This is a genomic window from Amycolatopsis sp. NPDC054798 (assembly GCF_053611505.1).
The window spans coordinates 1-15973 of the sequence record NZ_JBSHAM010000029.1; the positions used below are offsets into that span (position 1 = coordinate 1).

General features: G+C 68.5%; 20 protein-coding genes. 10 read left to right on the forward strand and 10 right to left on the reverse strand.

From position 1 onward, the window contains the following. Positions 1 to 97 precede the first annotated feature (97 nt). On the reverse strand, positions 98 to 484 hold the full coding sequence (locus ACWGIC_RS19335; RefSeq protein ID WP_101437344.1) for a cold-shock protein: 387 nt from the start codon (positions 482 to 484) through the stop codon (positions 98 to 100). 130 nt (positions 485 to 614) lie between these two features. Here ACWGIC_RS19335 and ACWGIC_RS19340 point away from each other — a divergent pair, with 130 nt between their 5' ends. Further along, positions 615 to 842, forward strand: coding sequence for a hypothetical protein (locus tag ACWGIC_RS19340; protein ID WP_452077316.1), 228 nt, complete (start codon positions 615 to 617; stop codon positions 840 to 842). Positions 843 to 850: 8 nt separating this feature from the next. Here the strand turns inward: ACWGIC_RS19340 and ACWGIC_RS19345 are convergent, their stop codons facing one another. Next, the gene (locus ACWGIC_RS19345) at positions 851 to 1471 is read right to left on the reverse strand and encodes an HAD family hydrolase (protein WP_452077317.1); all 621 of its coding nucleotides are present in this window, start codon (positions 1469 to 1471) and stop codon (positions 851 to 853) included. A 109-nt stretch (positions 1472 to 1580) separates the two neighbouring features. Here ACWGIC_RS19345 and ACWGIC_RS19350 point away from each other — a divergent pair, with 109 nt between their 5' ends. Further along, positions 1581 to 2192 carry a TetR family transcriptional regulator gene (locus ACWGIC_RS19350; protein ID WP_452077318.1) on the forward strand — a complete coding sequence of 204 codons (612 nt, stop codon included), beginning with the start codon at positions 1581 to 1583 and terminating at the stop codon, positions 2190 to 2192. Next, positions 2189 to 3160, forward strand: coding sequence for a R2-like ligand-binding oxidase (locus ACWGIC_RS19355; RefSeq protein ID WP_452077319.1), 972 nt, complete (start codon positions 2189 to 2191; stop codon positions 3158 to 3160). The genes ACWGIC_RS19350 and ACWGIC_RS19355 overlap by 4 nt, the downstream gene beginning before the upstream one ends. Positions 3161 to 3212: 52 nt before the next feature. Here ACWGIC_RS19355 and ACWGIC_RS19360 read toward each other — a convergent pair whose 3' ends face one another. Beyond that, positions 3213 to 4871, reverse strand: coding sequence for an AMP-binding protein (locus ACWGIC_RS19360; RefSeq protein WP_452077320.1), 1659 nt, complete (start codon positions 4869 to 4871; stop codon positions 3213 to 3215). Between the two features lie 142 nt (positions 4872 to 5013). Here ACWGIC_RS19360 and ACWGIC_RS19365 point away from each other — a divergent pair, with 142 nt between their 5' ends. The 4 genes from ACWGIC_RS19365 to ACWGIC_RS19380 all read left to right on the forward strand — a co-directional run bounded on the left by ACWGIC_RS19365 (position 5014) and on the right by ACWGIC_RS19380 (position 7749). Next, on the forward strand, positions 5014 to 5772 hold the full coding sequence (locus tag ACWGIC_RS19365) for an ESX secretion-associated protein EspG (RefSeq protein ID WP_452077321.1): 759 nt from the start codon (positions 5014 to 5016) through the stop codon (positions 5770 to 5772). Between the two features lie 57 nt (positions 5773 to 5829). Beyond that, a complete protein-coding gene (locus ACWGIC_RS19370; protein ID WP_452077322.1) occupies positions 5830 to 6576 on the forward strand; it encodes a PhzF family phenazine biosynthesis protein in 747 nt (248 codons plus the stop codon). Beyond that, positions 6576 to 6947 (forward strand): YccF domain-containing protein, encoded by a 372-nt coding sequence (locus ACWGIC_RS19375; RefSeq protein WP_452077323.1) that lies wholly within the window; start codon positions 6576 to 6578, stop codon positions 6945 to 6947. Before ACWGIC_RS19370 ends, ACWGIC_RS19375 begins: the two co-directional genes overlap by 1 nt. Before the next feature lie 244 nt (positions 6948 to 7191). Beyond that, on the forward strand, positions 7192 to 7749 hold the full coding sequence (locus ACWGIC_RS19380; RefSeq protein ID WP_452077324.1) for a dihydrofolate reductase family protein: 558 nt from the start codon (positions 7192 to 7194) through the stop codon (positions 7747 to 7749). On the opposite strand, the gene ACWGIC_RS19385 is transcribed toward ACWGIC_RS19380, so the two are convergent. From ACWGIC_RS19385 to ACWGIC_RS19415, 7 genes are all read right to left on the reverse strand, one after another. Then, on the reverse strand, positions 7746 to 8540 hold the full coding sequence (locus ACWGIC_RS19385; protein WP_452077325.1) for a metallophosphoesterase: 795 nt from the start codon (positions 8538 to 8540) through the stop codon (positions 7746 to 7748). The genes ACWGIC_RS19380 and ACWGIC_RS19385 overlap by 4 nt on opposite strands. A gap of 37 nt (positions 8541 to 8577) precedes the next feature. Next, positions 8578 to 9372: an HAD-IIA family hydrolase gene (locus ACWGIC_RS19390; RefSeq protein ID WP_452077326.1), complete on the reverse strand. Its 795-nt coding sequence runs from the start codon at positions 9370 to 9372 to the stop codon at positions 8578 to 8580. A 160-nt stretch (positions 9373 to 9532) separates the two neighbouring features. Next, the gene (locus tag ACWGIC_RS19395; protein WP_452077327.1) at positions 9533 to 10612 is read right to left on the reverse strand and encodes a sulfate/molybdate ABC transporter ATP-binding protein; all 1080 of its coding nucleotides are present in this window, start codon (positions 10610 to 10612) and stop codon (positions 9533 to 9535) included. Next, a complete protein-coding gene (locus tag ACWGIC_RS19400) occupies positions 10609 to 11385 on the reverse strand; it encodes an ABC transporter permease (RefSeq protein WP_452077328.1) in 777 nt (258 codons plus the stop codon). Before ACWGIC_RS19400 ends, ACWGIC_RS19395 begins: the two co-directional genes overlap by 4 nt. 40 nt (positions 11386 to 11425) lie before the next feature. Next, positions 11426 to 12214: a molybdate ABC transporter substrate-binding protein gene (gene modA / locus ACWGIC_RS19405; RefSeq protein ID WP_452077329.1), complete on the reverse strand. Its 789-nt coding sequence runs from the start codon at positions 12212 to 12214 to the stop codon at positions 11426 to 11428. After that, complete coding sequence (locus tag ACWGIC_RS19410) at positions 12211 to 12615, reverse strand: TOBE domain-containing protein (RefSeq protein ID WP_452077330.1); 405 nt, start codon at positions 12613 to 12615, stop codon at positions 12211 to 12213. Before ACWGIC_RS19410 ends, modA begins: the two co-directional genes overlap by 4 nt. Positions 12616 to 12648: 33 nt before the next feature. Next, positions 12649 to 13107 carry a MarR family winged helix-turn-helix transcriptional regulator gene (locus ACWGIC_RS19415; protein WP_452077331.1) on the reverse strand — a complete coding sequence of 153 codons (459 nt, stop codon included), beginning with the start codon at positions 13105 to 13107 and terminating at the stop codon, positions 12649 to 12651. Positions 13108 to 13193: 86 nt separating this feature from the next. On the opposite strand from ACWGIC_RS19415, the gene moaA reads away from it, so the two are divergent. From moaA to ACWGIC_RS19430, 3 genes are all read left to right on the forward strand, one after another. Beyond that, positions 13194 to 14258: a GTP 3',8-cyclase MoaA gene (gene moaA, locus ACWGIC_RS19420; RefSeq protein WP_452077332.1), complete on the forward strand. Its 1065-nt coding sequence runs from the start codon at positions 13194 to 13196 to the stop codon at positions 14256 to 14258. 3 nt (positions 14259 to 14261) lie between these two features. Further along, positions 14262 to 14543 carry a MoaD/ThiS family protein gene (locus ACWGIC_RS19425; protein WP_452077333.1) on the forward strand — a complete coding sequence of 94 codons (282 nt, stop codon included), beginning with the start codon at positions 14262 to 14264 and terminating at the stop codon, positions 14541 to 14543. Positions 14544 to 15206: 663 nt separating this feature from the next. Beyond that, positions 15207 to 15839 (forward strand): transglycosylase family protein, encoded by a 633-nt coding sequence (locus ACWGIC_RS19430; protein ID WP_452077334.1) that lies wholly within the window; start codon positions 15207 to 15209, stop codon positions 15837 to 15839. Positions 15840 to 15973 lie beyond the last annotated feature (134 nt).

The window sequence follows — 15973 nt, forward strand, 5'->3', positions numbered from 1 at the left end:
GTCGACAAGTCCGTGACGGGCACATCGAGTTAATCTTTTTCCCTCAAGGAGCCCTTCACGGACTTCTAGGTCGAAGCGAGGGCCGCGGGGCTGCCGATCACGGGTCGAGGTCGCGCGCGACCGCGCGCATGATCTCCGCGATCTGCTTGGTGTTCTTGCGATCCGGGTACCGGTTGCGCCGCAGGTCCGGCTGGACCTTCAGCTCCAGCAGCTTGATCATGTCCTCGATGAGGCCGTGCAGCTCCTCCGCGGGACGGCGGCGAGCCTCGGCGACCGACGGCGGCGGGTCCAGCAGCCGGACGGAGAGCGCCTGCGGCCCGCGCCTGCCGTCGGCCACGCCGAACTCGAGCCGCTGCCCGGCTTTCAGGCCCTCCACGCCGTGGGGCAGCGCGGCCTTGCGGATGTAGACATCGGCGCCGCCGTCTTGCGTGACGAAGCCGAACCCCTTCTCCGCGTCGTACCACTTGACCTTGCCGGTCGGCACTTCCCTCACCAGTCCTTCTGCTGTGCAGGTCACGACGAACGCGCCCCGAGCGATCTCGAGGCGCGCGTCCGACAAGCGTATCTCGCCACAGCCTCTGGGGAGAAGCGGATAGTCCCGTTACTCTCACCCCATGGAGAGCCCAACGAAACAGACCGGCAAACCGATCCTCATGCGGCTCGGCATCGGCCTGTTCGCCATCGGCATGCTCGCGGTGGCGACGGTGTTCGTGCTGTTCGCCGCCGGGCTCGAGAACCTGCCGGTGTGGCTCAGCGCGGCCGCCGGGGTGATCACCCCGCTCGGCCTGCTGCTCGGGCTGATCGCCCTGATCCAGGAAGCGCGCGCCGGAAAGCACGGCTGACCCGCGGGTTACACCGCAGTCTCCACGAACGTCCTGGCGAACCACTCCGGGAACTCGGCGAGCGAGTCGAACACCACGTCCGCGCCTTCGGCGGCCAGTTCCTCCCGGGTGCACGGCCCGGTCGCCACGCCCACCGACACCGCGCTGGCCGCTCGCGCGCCCCGCACGTCGCCGAGGTGGTCGCCGACGTACGCCCGCGCCTCGTGTTCCAGCAGGGCCGCCGCCTTCTGCGTGGACCACAGCTCGCCCACCAGCGCGTCGACCTCCAGGCCCAGCGCGTCGACGTGCATCTGCGCGTTGGGCCCGTACTTCCCGGTGACCACGAGCGTCCGCCCGCCGACCGCCCGTACCGCGCGCAGCGCCTCGGCCGCGCCGGGCAGCGCGACCGTGCTCGGCACGACCAGCTGCGGGTACAGCTCGCGGAACTGCCAGATCAGCTCGGGGATCCGGTCCTCCGGCGCGCCGAAATCACGCAGCGCCTGATCGAGCGGCGGCCCGAGGTTCGAAGCGAACGCCTCCCCGTCGAACGGCAGCCCGGACTTCTTCCCGAGCGCGTTCATCGCCGCGACCATGCCCGGCCGCGGGTCGATCAATGTCATGTCGAGGTCGAACCCCACAGTGATGCCCACGTCCCACACGGTAGCTGTCCGCACCGACAGTTCCTCCCCCTTCGCTGTACACGTGGACCGTCCAGGTAAAGCTTCTTGACACAGATTTAGTCTGTGTCAAGCTGGCGGTGTGACCAGCTTCACCGAGCGAACCAAGGCAACGCTCCGCGAGGCGCTGCTGGACGCGGCCGCGGACCTGCTCCCCGACCGCGGCCATCAGGGCCTCCGGATGGCCGACGTCGCCAGCAAAGCCGGGGTCAGCAGGCAAACCGTCTACAACGAGTTCGGCAGCAAGGCGGCGCTCACCCAGGCCGTCGCGCTGCGCGTCGCGGCGGAATTCCTGGACGGCATCCGCTGCCGGTTCGAGGACGCGGAGAGTTTGCTCACGGGCATCCGCGGCGCGGTCGTCTACACCATCGAGCACGCCAGGGAGAACCGGCTGATCGCGGCGGCGCTCGGCACCGAGGCCGGCGAGGATCTGCTCCCCCTGCTGACTTCGCGCGGCGAGCCGATCCTCACCGCGTCGGCCGATCTCGCGACGCAGCAGTACCTCGCGCTCGAACCCCGGCTCACGCCGGAAGCCGCCGCGCTGCTCGCCGAAACGGTGGTCCGGCTGTCGCTCAGCCACCTGGTGCTGCCGACGCATTCCGCGGCCGAGGCCGCGGAATCGGTGCTCGCGGTGCTCGCCCCCGCCATCGACCAATTCGTCCACAACGGAGTGAAACGAAAGGGCCAGTCATGACCGACACGCTTCCGGAGTTGCGCAGCGGATTCTCGTCCCTGCGCAAGGGCGGGCTGAACTGGGACTCGTTCCCGTTGCGGCTGTTCGTCAAGGGCAACAAGAAGTTCTGGAACCCGGCGGACCTCGATTTCAGCCAGGAACGCGCGGGCTGGGAAAGCCTGACGCCCGAACAGCAACGCTCCACCACCTATCTCGTGGCGCAGTTCATCGCGGGCGAGGAGGCGGTGACCGAGGACATCCAGCCGTTCATGCGCGCGATGTCGGCCACCGGCCGGTTCGGCGACGAGATGTACCTGACGCAGTTCTGCTTCGAGGAAGCCAAGCACGTCGAGGTTTTCCGGCGCTGGATGGACGCCGTCGCACTGGACGAGGACCTGCACTCCTACGTCGCGGAAAACCCGCACTACCGCAAGCTTTTCTACGAGGAACTGCCGCAGTCGCTGCGCGCGCTGGAGGACGATCCCAGCCCGCTCAACCAGATCCGCGCGAGCGTGACGTACAACCACGTGATCGAAGGCAGCCTCGCGCTCACCGGGTATTACTCGTGGCAGCTGATCTGCACGCAGAACCAGATCCTGCCGGGAATGCAGGAATTGGTGCGCCGCATCGGCGACGACGAGCGCCGCCACATGGCGTGGGGCACTTTCACCTGCCGCCGGCACGTCGCCGCGGACGACGCGATGTGGGACGCCGTGCAGGAACGCATGGGCGAACTGCTGCCGCACGCGCTCGGCATGATCCAGTGGGTGCAGGACCAATTCGAGGAAGTCCCGTTCGACAACGACCCCGAAGAGCTGATCCAGTACGCCGCCGACCGCGCCCAGCGCCGCCTCGGCGCGATCGAATCCGCGCGGGGCACCCCGGTCGAGCAGATCGACCTCGACTACTCGCCGGAACAGCTCGAAGACACCTTCGGCGAGGAAGACGAAAAGGCGCTCGCCGAAGCCGCCGCGGCCGCCTCCGCCTGACCTCCTCGTGAGTGTTCATGCCGGTTCTAACCGGCATGAACACTCACGAGGCTCACGCGTGCTTCTGCGCGGCCGCCTGTTCCAACCCGAGCAAGGTCACCGACTGCTGGCGCATTTCGACCTTGCGCACCTTTCCGGTCACCGTCATCGGGAATTCCTCGACCACGTGGATGTAGCGCGGGATCTTGTAATGCGCCAGTTTGCCCTGACAGAACTCGCGCACCGCTTCGGTGGTCAGCGGATCGGCACCCTCGCGCATCCGGATCCAGGCCATCAATTCCTCGCCGTATTTGACGTCCGGCACGCCGATCACCTGCGCGTCCAGCACATCCGGATGGGTGTAGAGGAATTCCTCGATCTCGCGCGGGTAGATGTTCTCGCCGCCGCGGATCACCATGTCCTTGATCCGGCCGGTGATGTTGAGATACCCCTCGTCGTCCATGATCGCGAGGTCGCCGGTGTGCATCCAGCGCGCGGCGTCGATCGCCTCGGCGGTCTTTTCCGGTTCCTCCCAATAGCCGAGCATCACCGAATAGCCGCGGGTGCACAGTTCGCCCGGGGTGCCGCGCGGCACGGTCAGCCCGGTTTCCGGATCGACCACTTTGGACTCCAGATGCGGGCCGACGCGGCCGACCGTGGACACCCGGCGCTCCACCGAATCGTCGGCGCGCGTCTGCGTGGACACCGGCGACGTCTCGGTCATGCCGTAGCAAATGGACACCTCGGTCATCCCCATCCGGTCGATGACCTGCTTCATCACCTCGACCGGGCAGGGCGATCCGGCCATGATGCCGGTGCGCAGCGAGCCGAGGTCGAACGTCACGAACTCCGGATGGTTCAGCTCGGCGATGAACATCGTCGGCACGCCGTACAGCGAAGTGCAGCGTTCGGCGGCGACCGCGGCGAGCGTGGCCTTCGGGTCGAACGCCGGGGCCGGGATGACCATGCACGCGCCGTGGCTGGTGCACGCGAGATTGCCCATCACCATGCCGAAACAGTGGTAGAAGGGCACCGGGATGCAGACCCGGTCCTTCTCGGTGTAATTGCACAGCTCGCCGACGAAAAAGCCGTTGTTGAGGATGTTGTGATGGCTGAGCGTCGCGCCCTTGGGGAAACCGGTGGTGCCGCTGGTGTACTGGATGTTGATCGGATCGTCCGCGGACAACGCGGCCTGCACCTGCCGCAGCCGCTCCGGATCGCCGCCGCGACCGGACTCCATCAGGTCGGTCCACGACGACGTGCCGAGCAGCACGACCGCTTCCAGCCCGGCGCACTCCGGCCGGACCTCTTCGATCATCGCGGCGTAGTCGGAGGTCTTGAACTTGTCCGCGGCCACGAGCATCCGGATGCCCGCCTGGTTGAGCACGTACTTCAGTTCGTGCGAACGGTAGGCCGGGTTGATGTTGACCAGGATCGCGCCGATTTTCGCCGTCGCGTACTGGAGGAACGTCCATTCCGCCCGGTTCGGCGACCAGATGCCGACGCGGTCGCCCTTGCCGATTCCGGACGCGAGCAGCCCGTGCGCGAGGGTATCGACCTCGGCGGCGAGTTCGCGGTAAGTCCAGCGGGCGCCTGCCTCGCGGTCGACGAGCGCGTCCCGGTCGCCGAACGCGGCCACCGTGCGGTCGAAATTGTCCCCGATCGTGTCGCCGAGCAGGGGGACGCTGGAGGTCCCGGAGGCGTAACTCGGCAGTGCAGGCGCGTCAGGCATCGGTGCCTCCCGTGGCGGTCTTCTTCGACGGGCCCGAGTCTAAGCGCGATTTCGGACCTTTCCGCCACCCTCGTTATGGGGTGGGCCGCCACGAGCGGCTGATCGTCGTGCGCGTTCCGCTACCCTCGGTGCGGGTTGTTTCGTGCACGAGGGGACTGGGACGTTGCCAGAGGAATTCTCCCTGGGCTGGACCGAGACCGACGTGGCGGTGCGGCGCACCGGGCTGCCCGCGTCGTGGCATCCGTTCGAGATCCGCAGCGCGGGCGCGACGATGACCGAGCACCACCGGCTGGCCGAAGAAGCGTGGAACGCGCTGCGCGGCCGGGGCCTCGCGGACGCGGAGAAACTCGACCGGGACGTCGAAGCGACCCTGCGCGCCTGGACGAGGCCAGACGTCCTGATCATCGTGCGCGCGGCCGAACTGCCGTCCGGCACCGTGCTGTACCGCGCGTGCATCGGCGAGGGCCTCGGCGTGTTCTCGGAACAGGTCGACGACGGGCTTCGCTTCCGCCAGGTTCGGCCGGAACGGCTGGTGGATCTGGTGCTGAGCATGTTCCCGCCTTATCCGGCGCTCCCGGTGTCCCCGGTCGCGATCACCCAAGCGCCGCCGCCGAAACGCAACGCCGAGTACCCGCCTCCCTCGCGCCAGGACCGCGACGCGCTGGCCGGGTACTCGCAATGGCCGCTGCACCGGCACGGAACCGTGGAACTTTCGCTGCGGCCAGGACAAGGCACGCTGCGCCCGGTCTCGACGGCGACCTTCGTCGACACCGACGGCGGTCGCTACCTGACGTTCTCGGAACCGTTGCCCGACGGCGGTTTCCGGCTGCACTTCACGCCGTCGACGGGCACACACCTGCGGAAATGGCTGCTGGAGACGATCGAAGAGGGCGTGCGCTGAGAATTCAGGGCTAATCCCCGATGCCTTGGCCCCGCGCGGCAAGGCAGGATCAGCTCTATGCAGTTCCACTTAGTCGACGCCTTCACCGACCAGGCCTTCGCCGGCAACCCGGCAGGCGTCGTCGTGCTCGAACAACCAGCGGACGCAACGTGGATGCAGCAGGTCGCGGCGGAGATGAAGCACTCCGAAACCGCCTTCGTCGTCAACACCGGCGAAGGCGCGAAATCGCTCCGCTGGTTCACGCCGACCGACGAGGTCTCGCTCTGCGGGCACGCCACCATCGCCGTCACGCAGGTACTTGGCGGACACCAGGTTTACGACACTCTCAGCGGCCAGCTGACCTGCACCAAGACTGACGGCTGGATCGAGATGGACTTCCCCGCCGACCCGCCCATCGAGACCGGCGAAGACCTCTCCCGCATTCTCGGCCTGCCCGCGAAGTTCACCGGCCGAGCCCGCGAGAACCTCTTCGCGGTGCTCGAAAGCGTCGAAGCGGTCCGTCATGCCCAGCCGGACCTCGACGCCCTCCGCGACACCTGGACCGGACGGCTCATCATCACCGCACAGGGCGACGACTTCGTCAGCCGGTTCTTCGGCCCCGGCGTAGGCGTCGACGAGGATCCCGTCACCGGTTCCGCGCACTGCTCGCTGGCCCCGTACTGGGCTCGGCAGCTGGGCAAAACCACTCTCGTCGGACAGCAACTCTCCGCACGAGGCGGAACCGTGCGCACCGAAATCCGCGACGACCGCGTGCTGCTGCGCGGCCAGGCCGTCACCGTAATGAGCGGGGAGTTGTACGTCTGATGCGACTGATCCTCAACGTGATCTGGCTTGTCCTCGCCGGTTTCTGGATGGCGCTGGGCTATCTGCTCGCCGGAGTCGTCTGCTGCGTCCTGATCGTCACGATCCCGTTCGGCATCGCGTCGTTCCGGATCGCGAACTACGCGCTGTGGCCGTTCGGCCGGACCGTCGTCGACCGGCGCGAGGCCGGGGTCGGCTCCTTCGTCGGCAACGTGATCTGGTTCCTGGTCGCCGGGCTGTGGCTGAGCATCGGCCACCTGATCACCGGGACGCTGCAGTGCCTCACGATCATCGGCATCCCGCTGGGACTGGCCAACTTCAAGATGATCCCGATCTCGCTGATGCCGCTTGGCAAGGAGATCGTGGACGCCTGAGGCGGCTTTCGCTTGACGAGCCCGCGGCTGGGCTACCGGGCCGCGGGCTCGTCGCTGGGGTTAGCGACGTCAGCGCTGAGCCTTGACCGGAGGACGGGCGGTCGACGTCTAGCCGCCCTCCCACCGGCGACTGCCAGGTTCCCGCCAACCTCTGACCAGCCATTTCCCCCGGTGCCCAACGCCAGATCCCACCGAAAAATAATTTTGTCTTGACAACTCAAACCATCGGTTGCAGGCTATGCCCATGACCAACACACGCAAGCTGATCCTGGGTTTCTACGTCTCCCTCGACGGCAAGAGCGCCGACGCCGACAACGGGATCCGGGACGTCATGATGTCGATCGACGACCCCGAGCAGGAGAAATACTTCGTCGACCAGCTGTGGGAGGCCGGGGCCTTCCTCATGGGCCGCAACACTTACGAGGCCATGGCCGGTTTCTGGCCCACCGCGGACCACCCGTCGGCCAAGCCGATGAACGAGATCCCCAAGGTCGTGTTCTCCAGAACCCTGACCACCGCAGACTGGGCCGAAACCCGGATCGCCAGCGGCGACCTCGCGGAAGAGATCGCCAAGCTCAAGGCCGAGCCGGGCAAGGATCTCGTCGCCGCGGGCGGAACCGAATTCCTGCACTCGCTGATCAAGCTCGGCGTGGTGGACGAGTACCGGCTGTGGGTGCTGCCCGCCGTCACCGGCACGGGCGCGGCGCTGTTCCCGGAACTCGACGAGGCCCGGCGGCTGCGGCTGGTCAAAAGCACCGCCTTCCCGTCCGGGATCCTCGAACTCCGTTACGCGGCCAGCTAGTCCTCCGGCTCGAAGGGCAGCTTCACCACGAGGCACGGCCCGCCGACGAACAGCCCGCCGTCGATGCCCAGCGCTTTCCCCCCGGCATAGAGGTACGGGCCTTCGATCTGCGTCGGGTGAATGCCCAGCTGATCCGCGATCACGCTGTGCCCGTGGACGATCCGCGAGCCGCCCAGCGCGTCGAGGAGCTGCTGGGCGTTCTCCTCGCCGTCCGGGCCACGGAAGGCGTAGCGGGTGGTCATCCGCCGCCACACGTCCCACCAGGCTTCGATGTTGCTGCCGGACAGGATGTCGTGCGCGGTGGCGTTGATCGTGTCGAGGTCCTCGCCCCAGTCGAGGTACTCGAGGGTGTCGGAGTGCAGCAGCAGATGGTCCTCGTCGACCGCGACCAGCGGGCGTTCGGTGAGCCATTCGATGTGCTCGGGGGTGAGCCGGTCCTGGTCCGACAGCAGGCCGCCGTTGATCTCCCAGCTGCGCGCGAAACTGCGCGGGCCGAAGTCGGACGGCACCGGGCGGTCGCCGAAGTGGTACATGCCCAGCAGCAGGATCTCGTGGTTGCCGAGCAGCATTTCCACCGACCCGCCCGCCTCCGCCGCCTGCCCCTGCAGTCCGCGCACGAGGTCGATCACGCCGACGCCGTCCGGGCCGCGGTCGGTGAAGTCGCCGAGGAACCACAGCCGGTCGTCGACGCCGGCCCAGTTGCCGTCGCTGTCGACCAGGCCCTCGGCGCGCAGTGCGTCGACCAGGGCGTCCCGGTGCCCGTGGACGTCGCCCACCACATAGACGCTCATTGTTCGACGATATGCCCTGATCCCGAGCGGTGGGCGGTCAGCCTTCGCCGAACGGGTCGAGCGTTCGCCCGATCAGGTCGGCGACCGAGCCGATCACCTTCGTCGGCCGGTACGGGTAGTTCTCCACCGAATCCTCGTTCGAGATGCCGGTGAGCACCAGGATGGTCTGCAGCCCGGCCTCGATCCCGGAGTGCACGTCGGTGTCCATCCGGTCGCCGATCATGAGCGTCGACTCCGAATGCGCGCCCAGCCGGCGCAGCGCGGACCGCATCATCAACGGGTTCGGCTTGCCGACGTAGTACGGCGAGCGGCCGGTGGCCCGCTCGATCAGCGCCGCGACGGACCCGGTGGCCGGCATCGAGCCCTCGACGCTCGGGCCGGTCGCGTCCGGGTTGGTCGCGATGAACTTCGCGCCGCCCTCGATCAGCCGGATCGCGCGCGTGATCGCGCTGAAGCTGTACGTGCGGGTCTCGCCGAGCACGACGTAGTCCGGGTCGCGTTCGGTCAGCACGTAGCCGACCTCGTGCAGCGCCGTGGTGAGCCCGGCCTCGCCGATCACGAACGCCGAGCCGTTCGGCCGCTGCGACGACAGGAACTTCGCGGTGGCCAGCGCCGAGGTCCAGATCGACTCCTCGGGGATGTCCAGACCAGTGCGCAACAGCCGCGCGCGAAGGTCGCGCGGGGTGTAGATCGAGTTATTGGTGAGCACTAAAAAGTCGATCTCGTTGTTCCGGAGTTCGGCGAGGAACTCGTCCGCCCCCGGGACGAGGTGTTCCTCCCTGACCAGCACACCGTCCATGTCGGAGAGATACGTCCACCGGCCTTCGCTCATACGCGAAAACCTATCACGCGCGCGAGACCCTCGCGGCGGACGACGAAAACGGCCACAGCGGAAATTCCGCAAACACCGGTGCATTCGCCGGCGCGCAATTCTTTCCGTCTCTTGTCTTGATGAGACATATTTCGCCGTCGAACGAAATAGGCGGGCCGGGTCAGGAAGCCGCGGCCGGATGCACCGCCACGGTCGCGGCCTTCACCGACAGCATCACCGCCGAACCGGGTTCCAGCGCGAGTTCGGCGACGGCGGCCGGGGTGAGGTCGGCGGTCAGGCCGTGCGCCCAGCCGTCGCCCTCGGCCCGGACGCGGATCACCGGCCCGTGCGGTTCGAGCGCCGCGACGACGGCGTCCGTCGTATTGCGCGGACTGCCGTGCTGCTCGCCGTCGTGTGGATAAACAGCGACGGCGTTCGGCGCGAAGACGGCCACCGCGGGTTCCCCGACGACCACGTCCGGCACCGGAATACCCGTCACCACCTCACCCGAAGCGGTGCGCAGACCGCCCTCGACCGCTGTGCCCGCAACGAGGTTCAGCCCGGCGATCCGCGCGGTGAACGCCGTCCGAGGGGCGGCCAGCACCTCCCGGGTCGGCCCGCGTTCCACGATCCGGCCGCCGTTCATCACCGCGACGTGGTCGGCCAACGCCAACGCGTCCAGCGGATCGTGCGTGACCAGCACGGTCGTCGGACCGTCGCGCAGCACCCGGCGCAGCAGGCCGCGGATCGCCGGTGCCGCGTCCACGTCGAGCGCGGCGAACGGCTCGTCCAGCAACAGCAGATCCGGCGCGGACGCCAGCGCTCGCGCGATCGCGACCCGCTGCTGCTGCCCGCCGGACAGCTGGCTCGGCCGCCGGCCCGCGAACTGAACCGCGTCCACTTCAGCCAGCCACCGCGAAGCGATCGCCCGCGCCTCCGCCCGGCTGGCACCGGTCGAGCGCGGCGAGAACGCGACGTTGTCCATTGCGGACAGATGCGGGAAAAGCAGCGCGTCCTGGGACAGCAGGCCGATCCGCCGGTCGTGCGGCGGCAAGTCGACGCCGTTGCCGGCCAGCCGTCGATCGGCGAGCGTGACGTCGGCCGAGGTCACCGGCAGCAGACCGGCGAGACTGCCGAGCACAGTGGATTTCCCGGAACCGTTGGGGCCGAGCAGCGCGAGCACGGTGCCGCCGGGCACGGTGAACTCGACGTCGAGCGAGAACTCGCCGCGGGTCAGCGCCAGCTTCGCCGAAAGCGTCACCGCAGCCCGCCTTCCCACGATCGCGGCCGCGCGACCGCGATGACCAGGATCGCGACCACGATGAGCAGCAACGCGAGCGCGACCGCGCTGTCGATGTCCACTTCGGCCTGCGTGTAGACCTCGATCGGCAGCGTCCGGGTCACGCCTTCCAGGCTGCCCGCGAACGTGATGGTCGCGCCGAACTCCCCGAGCGCGCGAGCGAAGCTCAGCACTACTCCGGAACCCAAAGCCGGCAGCAGCAACGGCAGTGTCACCCGGCGGAACACCGTCCACGGGCGCGCGCCGAGGGTCGAGGCGACCTGCTCGTAACGGTCGCCGGAGCCGCGCAACGCGCCCTCCAGGCTGACGACGAGGAACGGCATCGCCACGAACGTCTGCGCGAGCACCACCGCGGCCGTCGTGAACGGCACCTGCTCGCCGGTCAGCCAGGTGATCAGGATGCCGAGGAAACCCTTGCGGCCCAGCAGGTACAGCAGCGCCAGACCGCCGACCACCGGCGGCAGCACGAGCGGCAGCAGCACGATCGAACGCAGCATCCGGACGCCGGGCACCCGGGAGCGGGCCAGCACGATCGCCAGCGGCACGCCGAGCAGCACGCAGGCCACTGTGGACAGTGCGGCGGTCACCAGCGACAGCCGGAGCGCGTTCAGCGACGAGGACGTGACCAGCAGCGACGGCAGCCGGGTGAGATCCGACCGCACGAGGAGGCCGACGACCGGCAGCACCACGAGCGCGAGCGCGGCGACGGCGGGGAACCAGAGGACCAGGGGCACCCGGGCGTGCGGCGGCCGGGTCTCGGCCGCCGCGCCCGCCTTACTTGCCAGGGCCGAACCCGATCTTGGCCAGTTCGGCCTTGCCTTGCGCGCCGAGGACGAAGTCGCTGAACTGCTTCGCCAGCGCCGCCTGCGGGGCGTTCTTGACGACCGCGATCGGGTACTGGTTCACCGCGCCCGAGGACTCCGGGAAGTCGACCTTGTCCACTTTGCCCGCGGCCGAGGTCGCGTCGGTGACGTACACCAGGCCCGCGTCGGCGTCGCCCGACTGGACCTTGGCCAGCACCTGCTTGACGTTCGTCTCCTCGCTGACCGGCTTCAGCGTGGTCTTGGTGCTCTGCTCGATCTTCTTCGTGGCCGCACCGCACGGCACCTGCTGCGCGCACACGACCACGTTCAGGCCGGGCTTGGTCAGGTCGGCGAAGGTCTTGATGCCCTTCGGGTTCCCCTTGGCCACGGCGATCGCGAGCTTGTTGGTGGCGAACACCGAGGGCTGCCCGTCGATCACGCCGTCCTGCACGGCCTTGTCCATGTTCTTCTGGTCGGCCGAGGCGAAGACGTCGGCCTTGGCCCCGTTGTCCAGCTTCTGCACGAGCGACGAGGAACCCTCGTAGTCGAAGGTGACCTTGACGCCCGGGTGCGCGGCCTCGAACTGCTTGCCCAGCACGGTGAACGACTCGGTGAGCGAGGCCGCGGCGAACACGGTCAGCGTGCCGCTCGCGCCACCGCCAGGGGCGGGCGCGGACCCCGAGCTGGGCTGGTCGCCGGAGCTGCAGGCACTGGCGGCCAAGGCGATCGCCGCGGCACCGGCGAGGGCGAGCTTCTTCATCTGGATCCTTCCGGGGTTTCCACCACGACGGTGGTCGCCTTGACCACGGCGACCGCGAGCACGCCCGGGCGCAGCCCGAGTTCGCGGACCGCCTCGGTGCTCATCAGTGACACCACCCGATGCGCCCCGCACTGCAGTTCGACCTGCGCCATCACCTTGTCGGCGATGACCTCGGTGACGAGCCCGACGAAGCGGTTGCGGGCGGAGCGGCCGACCGCCGACGGGTCGTCCGGTCCGGTGGCTTGCGCCCGGGCGAACGCGGCGAGCTGAGCGCCGTCGACGACCTTGCGGCCAGCGGCGTCGTCCGTCGCGGTCAGCTGACCCGCGCGGACCCACCGGCGGACGGTGTCGTCGCTTACGCCGAGCAGTCGAGCGGCCTCGGACAACCGAAATTGCGGCATGGCTGGAACATTATCCCCGCAGATGCGGAAAAGCTATGCGGGGTCCCTATTTTCGCCCCACGCTTCGAGCATTGCGAACTGATAACGCCCGAGCACTTTCCGTTCCGCGGAAGTGAACTCCGCGAGCACCCCGGCAAGCCGGTCGGCGACCCGCGCGGAGATCGCGTCGAGCCGCCGCGAACCGGCCTCGGTGATCGTCACGAGCACCTTCCGGCGATCGGTCCGGTCGCGTTCGCGGAGCACCAGACCGGCCTTCTCCAGCCGGTCGAGCACACCGGTCACCGCACCCGTCGACAAGCCGGTGAGCTGCCCGATCCGGCCTGGAGTAAGGGAATTCGCGGCCTGCCCGGCGAGTTCGAGAGCCTGCAGTTCGGTCGCCGAGAGCCCTTCGAGCGCGGCGTCGCGAGCGTGCCGGAGGACGATGTGCGTGCGCAGTCGCGCCGCCACCGCCGCGAAGTGAGTCAGCTCACCATTCGTCTCGCCGGTGCTCACCGAGTGCCTCCACATCGGAACCGAGGGTGGTTTCCAGGTTTTTCGCAAGACTGCCTTTTCCGGCGGCGCGAGCTATCGTGAGCGTAATGACGGCAGTACATCTCGGGTTTCCTCGCGTCCCCGGCAACCGAGGCCCGTCCGGCACGCCCCGGCCCGAGCACCCCGGCCTCGTCGACTCCTTCGGCCGCGTCGCGACCGACCTGCGAGTCTCCCTCACCGACCGGTGCAATCTGCGCTGCACGTACTGCATGCCCGCCGAGGGTCTCGACTGGATGCCGAGCGACCAGGTGCTCACCGACGACGAACTCGTCCGGCTCATCCGGATCGCGGTCGAACAGCTCGGCGTCACCGACATCCGGCTGACCGGCGGCGAACCGCTGCTGCGCCCGGGCCTGGAACAGATCGTCGAGCGGATCACCGCGCTCGAACCGCGGCCCCGGGTGTCCATGACCACCAACGGGATCGGGCTGGCCAAACGCGCCCCCGGCCTCGTTTCCGCCGGGCTCGACCGGATCAACGTCTCGCTCGACACCATCGACCGCGAGCGCTTCGCCGAGCTGACCCGCCGCGACCGGCTGCCGCACGTGCTGGCCGGCCTCGCCGCCGCCCGCGACGCCGGGCTGTCGCCGGTGAAGATCAACTCCGTGCTGATGCGCGGCTACAACGAGCACGAGGCGGTGCCGCTGCTGCGGTTCTGCCTCGAAGAGGGCTACCACCTGCGGTTCATCGAGCAGATGCCGCTCGACGCGCAGCACGGCTGGAACCGCCGCGACATGGTCACCGCCGAGGAGATCCTCGCGATGCTCGGCGAGGCCTTCGCCCTCACCCCGTTCCCGGCCCCGCGCGGCGGCGCCCCCGCCGAACGCTGGCTGGTCGACGGCGGACCGGGCGACGTGGGCGTCATCGCGTCGGTGACCAGGCCGTTCTGCTCCGCTTGCGAGCGCACCCGGCTGACCGCCGACGGCGCCGTCCGCTCCTGCCTGTTCTCGAACGACGAGACGGACCTGCGTTCCCTCGTGCGCGCGGGCGCGCGCGATGAGGAGGTGGCGGACGCGTGGCGGGACACGATGTGGCGCAAGCTCGCGGGCCACGAGATCAACGAGGCCGGCTTCGCACAGCCGATCCGGCCGATGAGCGCGATCGGCGGTTGAGCCATGACCTCTCCCTCGGCGTCCTCTGCCCCGCTGACGGTCGTCGTCCGGTACTTCGCCTCGGCGCGGGCCGCGGCAGGCACTGAAGAGGAGAAGGTGGAGCTGACGGCAGGCGCGACGGTGGCGGACGCCGTCCAGGCACTGCGCGAGCTGCACCCCGGGCAACTTTCCCGCGTTCTCGACGCGGCGAGCTTCCTGGTCAACGAGGTGGCGGTCCGCGATCGCGGCCGCGCGCTCAGTGACGGGGCCCGTCTGGACGTCCTCCCGCCGTTCGCCGGCGGATGAGCCGCCGGAAAGCCCCCGTTCACCCGGCTGAGCGCCGCGCTGGCCGCCGGAGCGGCGGTTTCCGGCCGATTGGTCCGGACCACGGCGAATGGCGGCACTGGCGCGCTGAGCGATCAACGCGCTTTATCCCTACTCTCCGAAGCGTTTCGCTCACGGCGTATTTCCGCAGCTCAAAGAACCACTCGGCGGGCAGTGGCCGACCGTTGACGAGTGGTTTAGAGTGCCCGCCCTTATCTGCTGCGAATGGCCCCTTGACGCGTTATCGACGTGACCCAAGCCTCACGATCCGTGAAATATCTCGGCTAGAAAACGGCCAGATAACGGCGCTCTGACCTGCGAAAACAGGCGGATCGAGACAGGTTGCGTGCCGTTACTGTGACGTAGGTCACAGCCCGAATGATTTCCGATCACGCCGCGAATTACGTACCGTCGCTTTTCGGTTGGCCCCGACCGACCAAGCAACACCGGGAATCCGTAGCGCCCAGCTCTGTCCGACGGATCCCCGGACCCATACCCCGAGCGAAAGCATTTCCGGACAGAGACGAGGGGACGAAGACGGCGCGTCGTGCGACGTCCGCGTCAGCCGCCCGGCAACGGGCGGACGGGCTCCCAACCCGACCCGCAGCATCGTGCTCGTAGGCGCAGGAATCGAGAAGTTTTCAGATGTCTTACCGAGGCAAGCACCGCAAGATGTCCGCCGCCACCCGCACCATCGCCCGTGTCGCAGTCGCGGGTATCGCGGTCGGCGCTCCCCTCGCGATCGCCGCGACCCCCGCGTCGGCGACCAACTGGGACGCCATCGCGCAGTGCGAGAGCGGCGGCAACTGGAACACCAACACCGGAAACGGCTACTACGGTGGTCTCCAGTTCACCCAGAGCACCTGGAAGGCCTACGGCGGCACCGGCAGCCCGCAGGGCGCCTCGCGCGAGCAGCAGATCGCTGTCGCCGAGCGCGTGATGCAGGGCCAGGGCCCCGGCGCGTGGCCGGTGTGCAGCAAGAAGGCCGGCAGCTCGGCCTCCGCGCACAAGGCGACCCCGAAGAAGAGCACCGCCACCAAGAAGGCGACCCCGAAGAGCGTTGCCCCGAAGAAGCAGCAGGTCACCCAGCCTGTCGCCGCGGCGGTGGCGAACTCCAACCCGAACGGTGACTACACCGTGAAGGCGGGCGACACGCTCTCGAAGATCGCCAAGGAGCACAACATCCAGGGCGGCTACCAGAAGCTGCAGGACCTGAACAAGCAGTACGTGTCGAACGCGAACTTCATCGTGGTCGGCCAGAAGCTCGCCACCAAGTGAATCCGAGCCTCCTCGTGAGGCGGGTTCCGGCGCAGCTGCTGCTGTGACAGAACGTCTGAAGGGCCCCACCGCGTCAAATCCCCTGGCGGTGGGGCCCTTCGTCGTGTCCGGGCTCGTGAGCGGCCTCCCCGTGG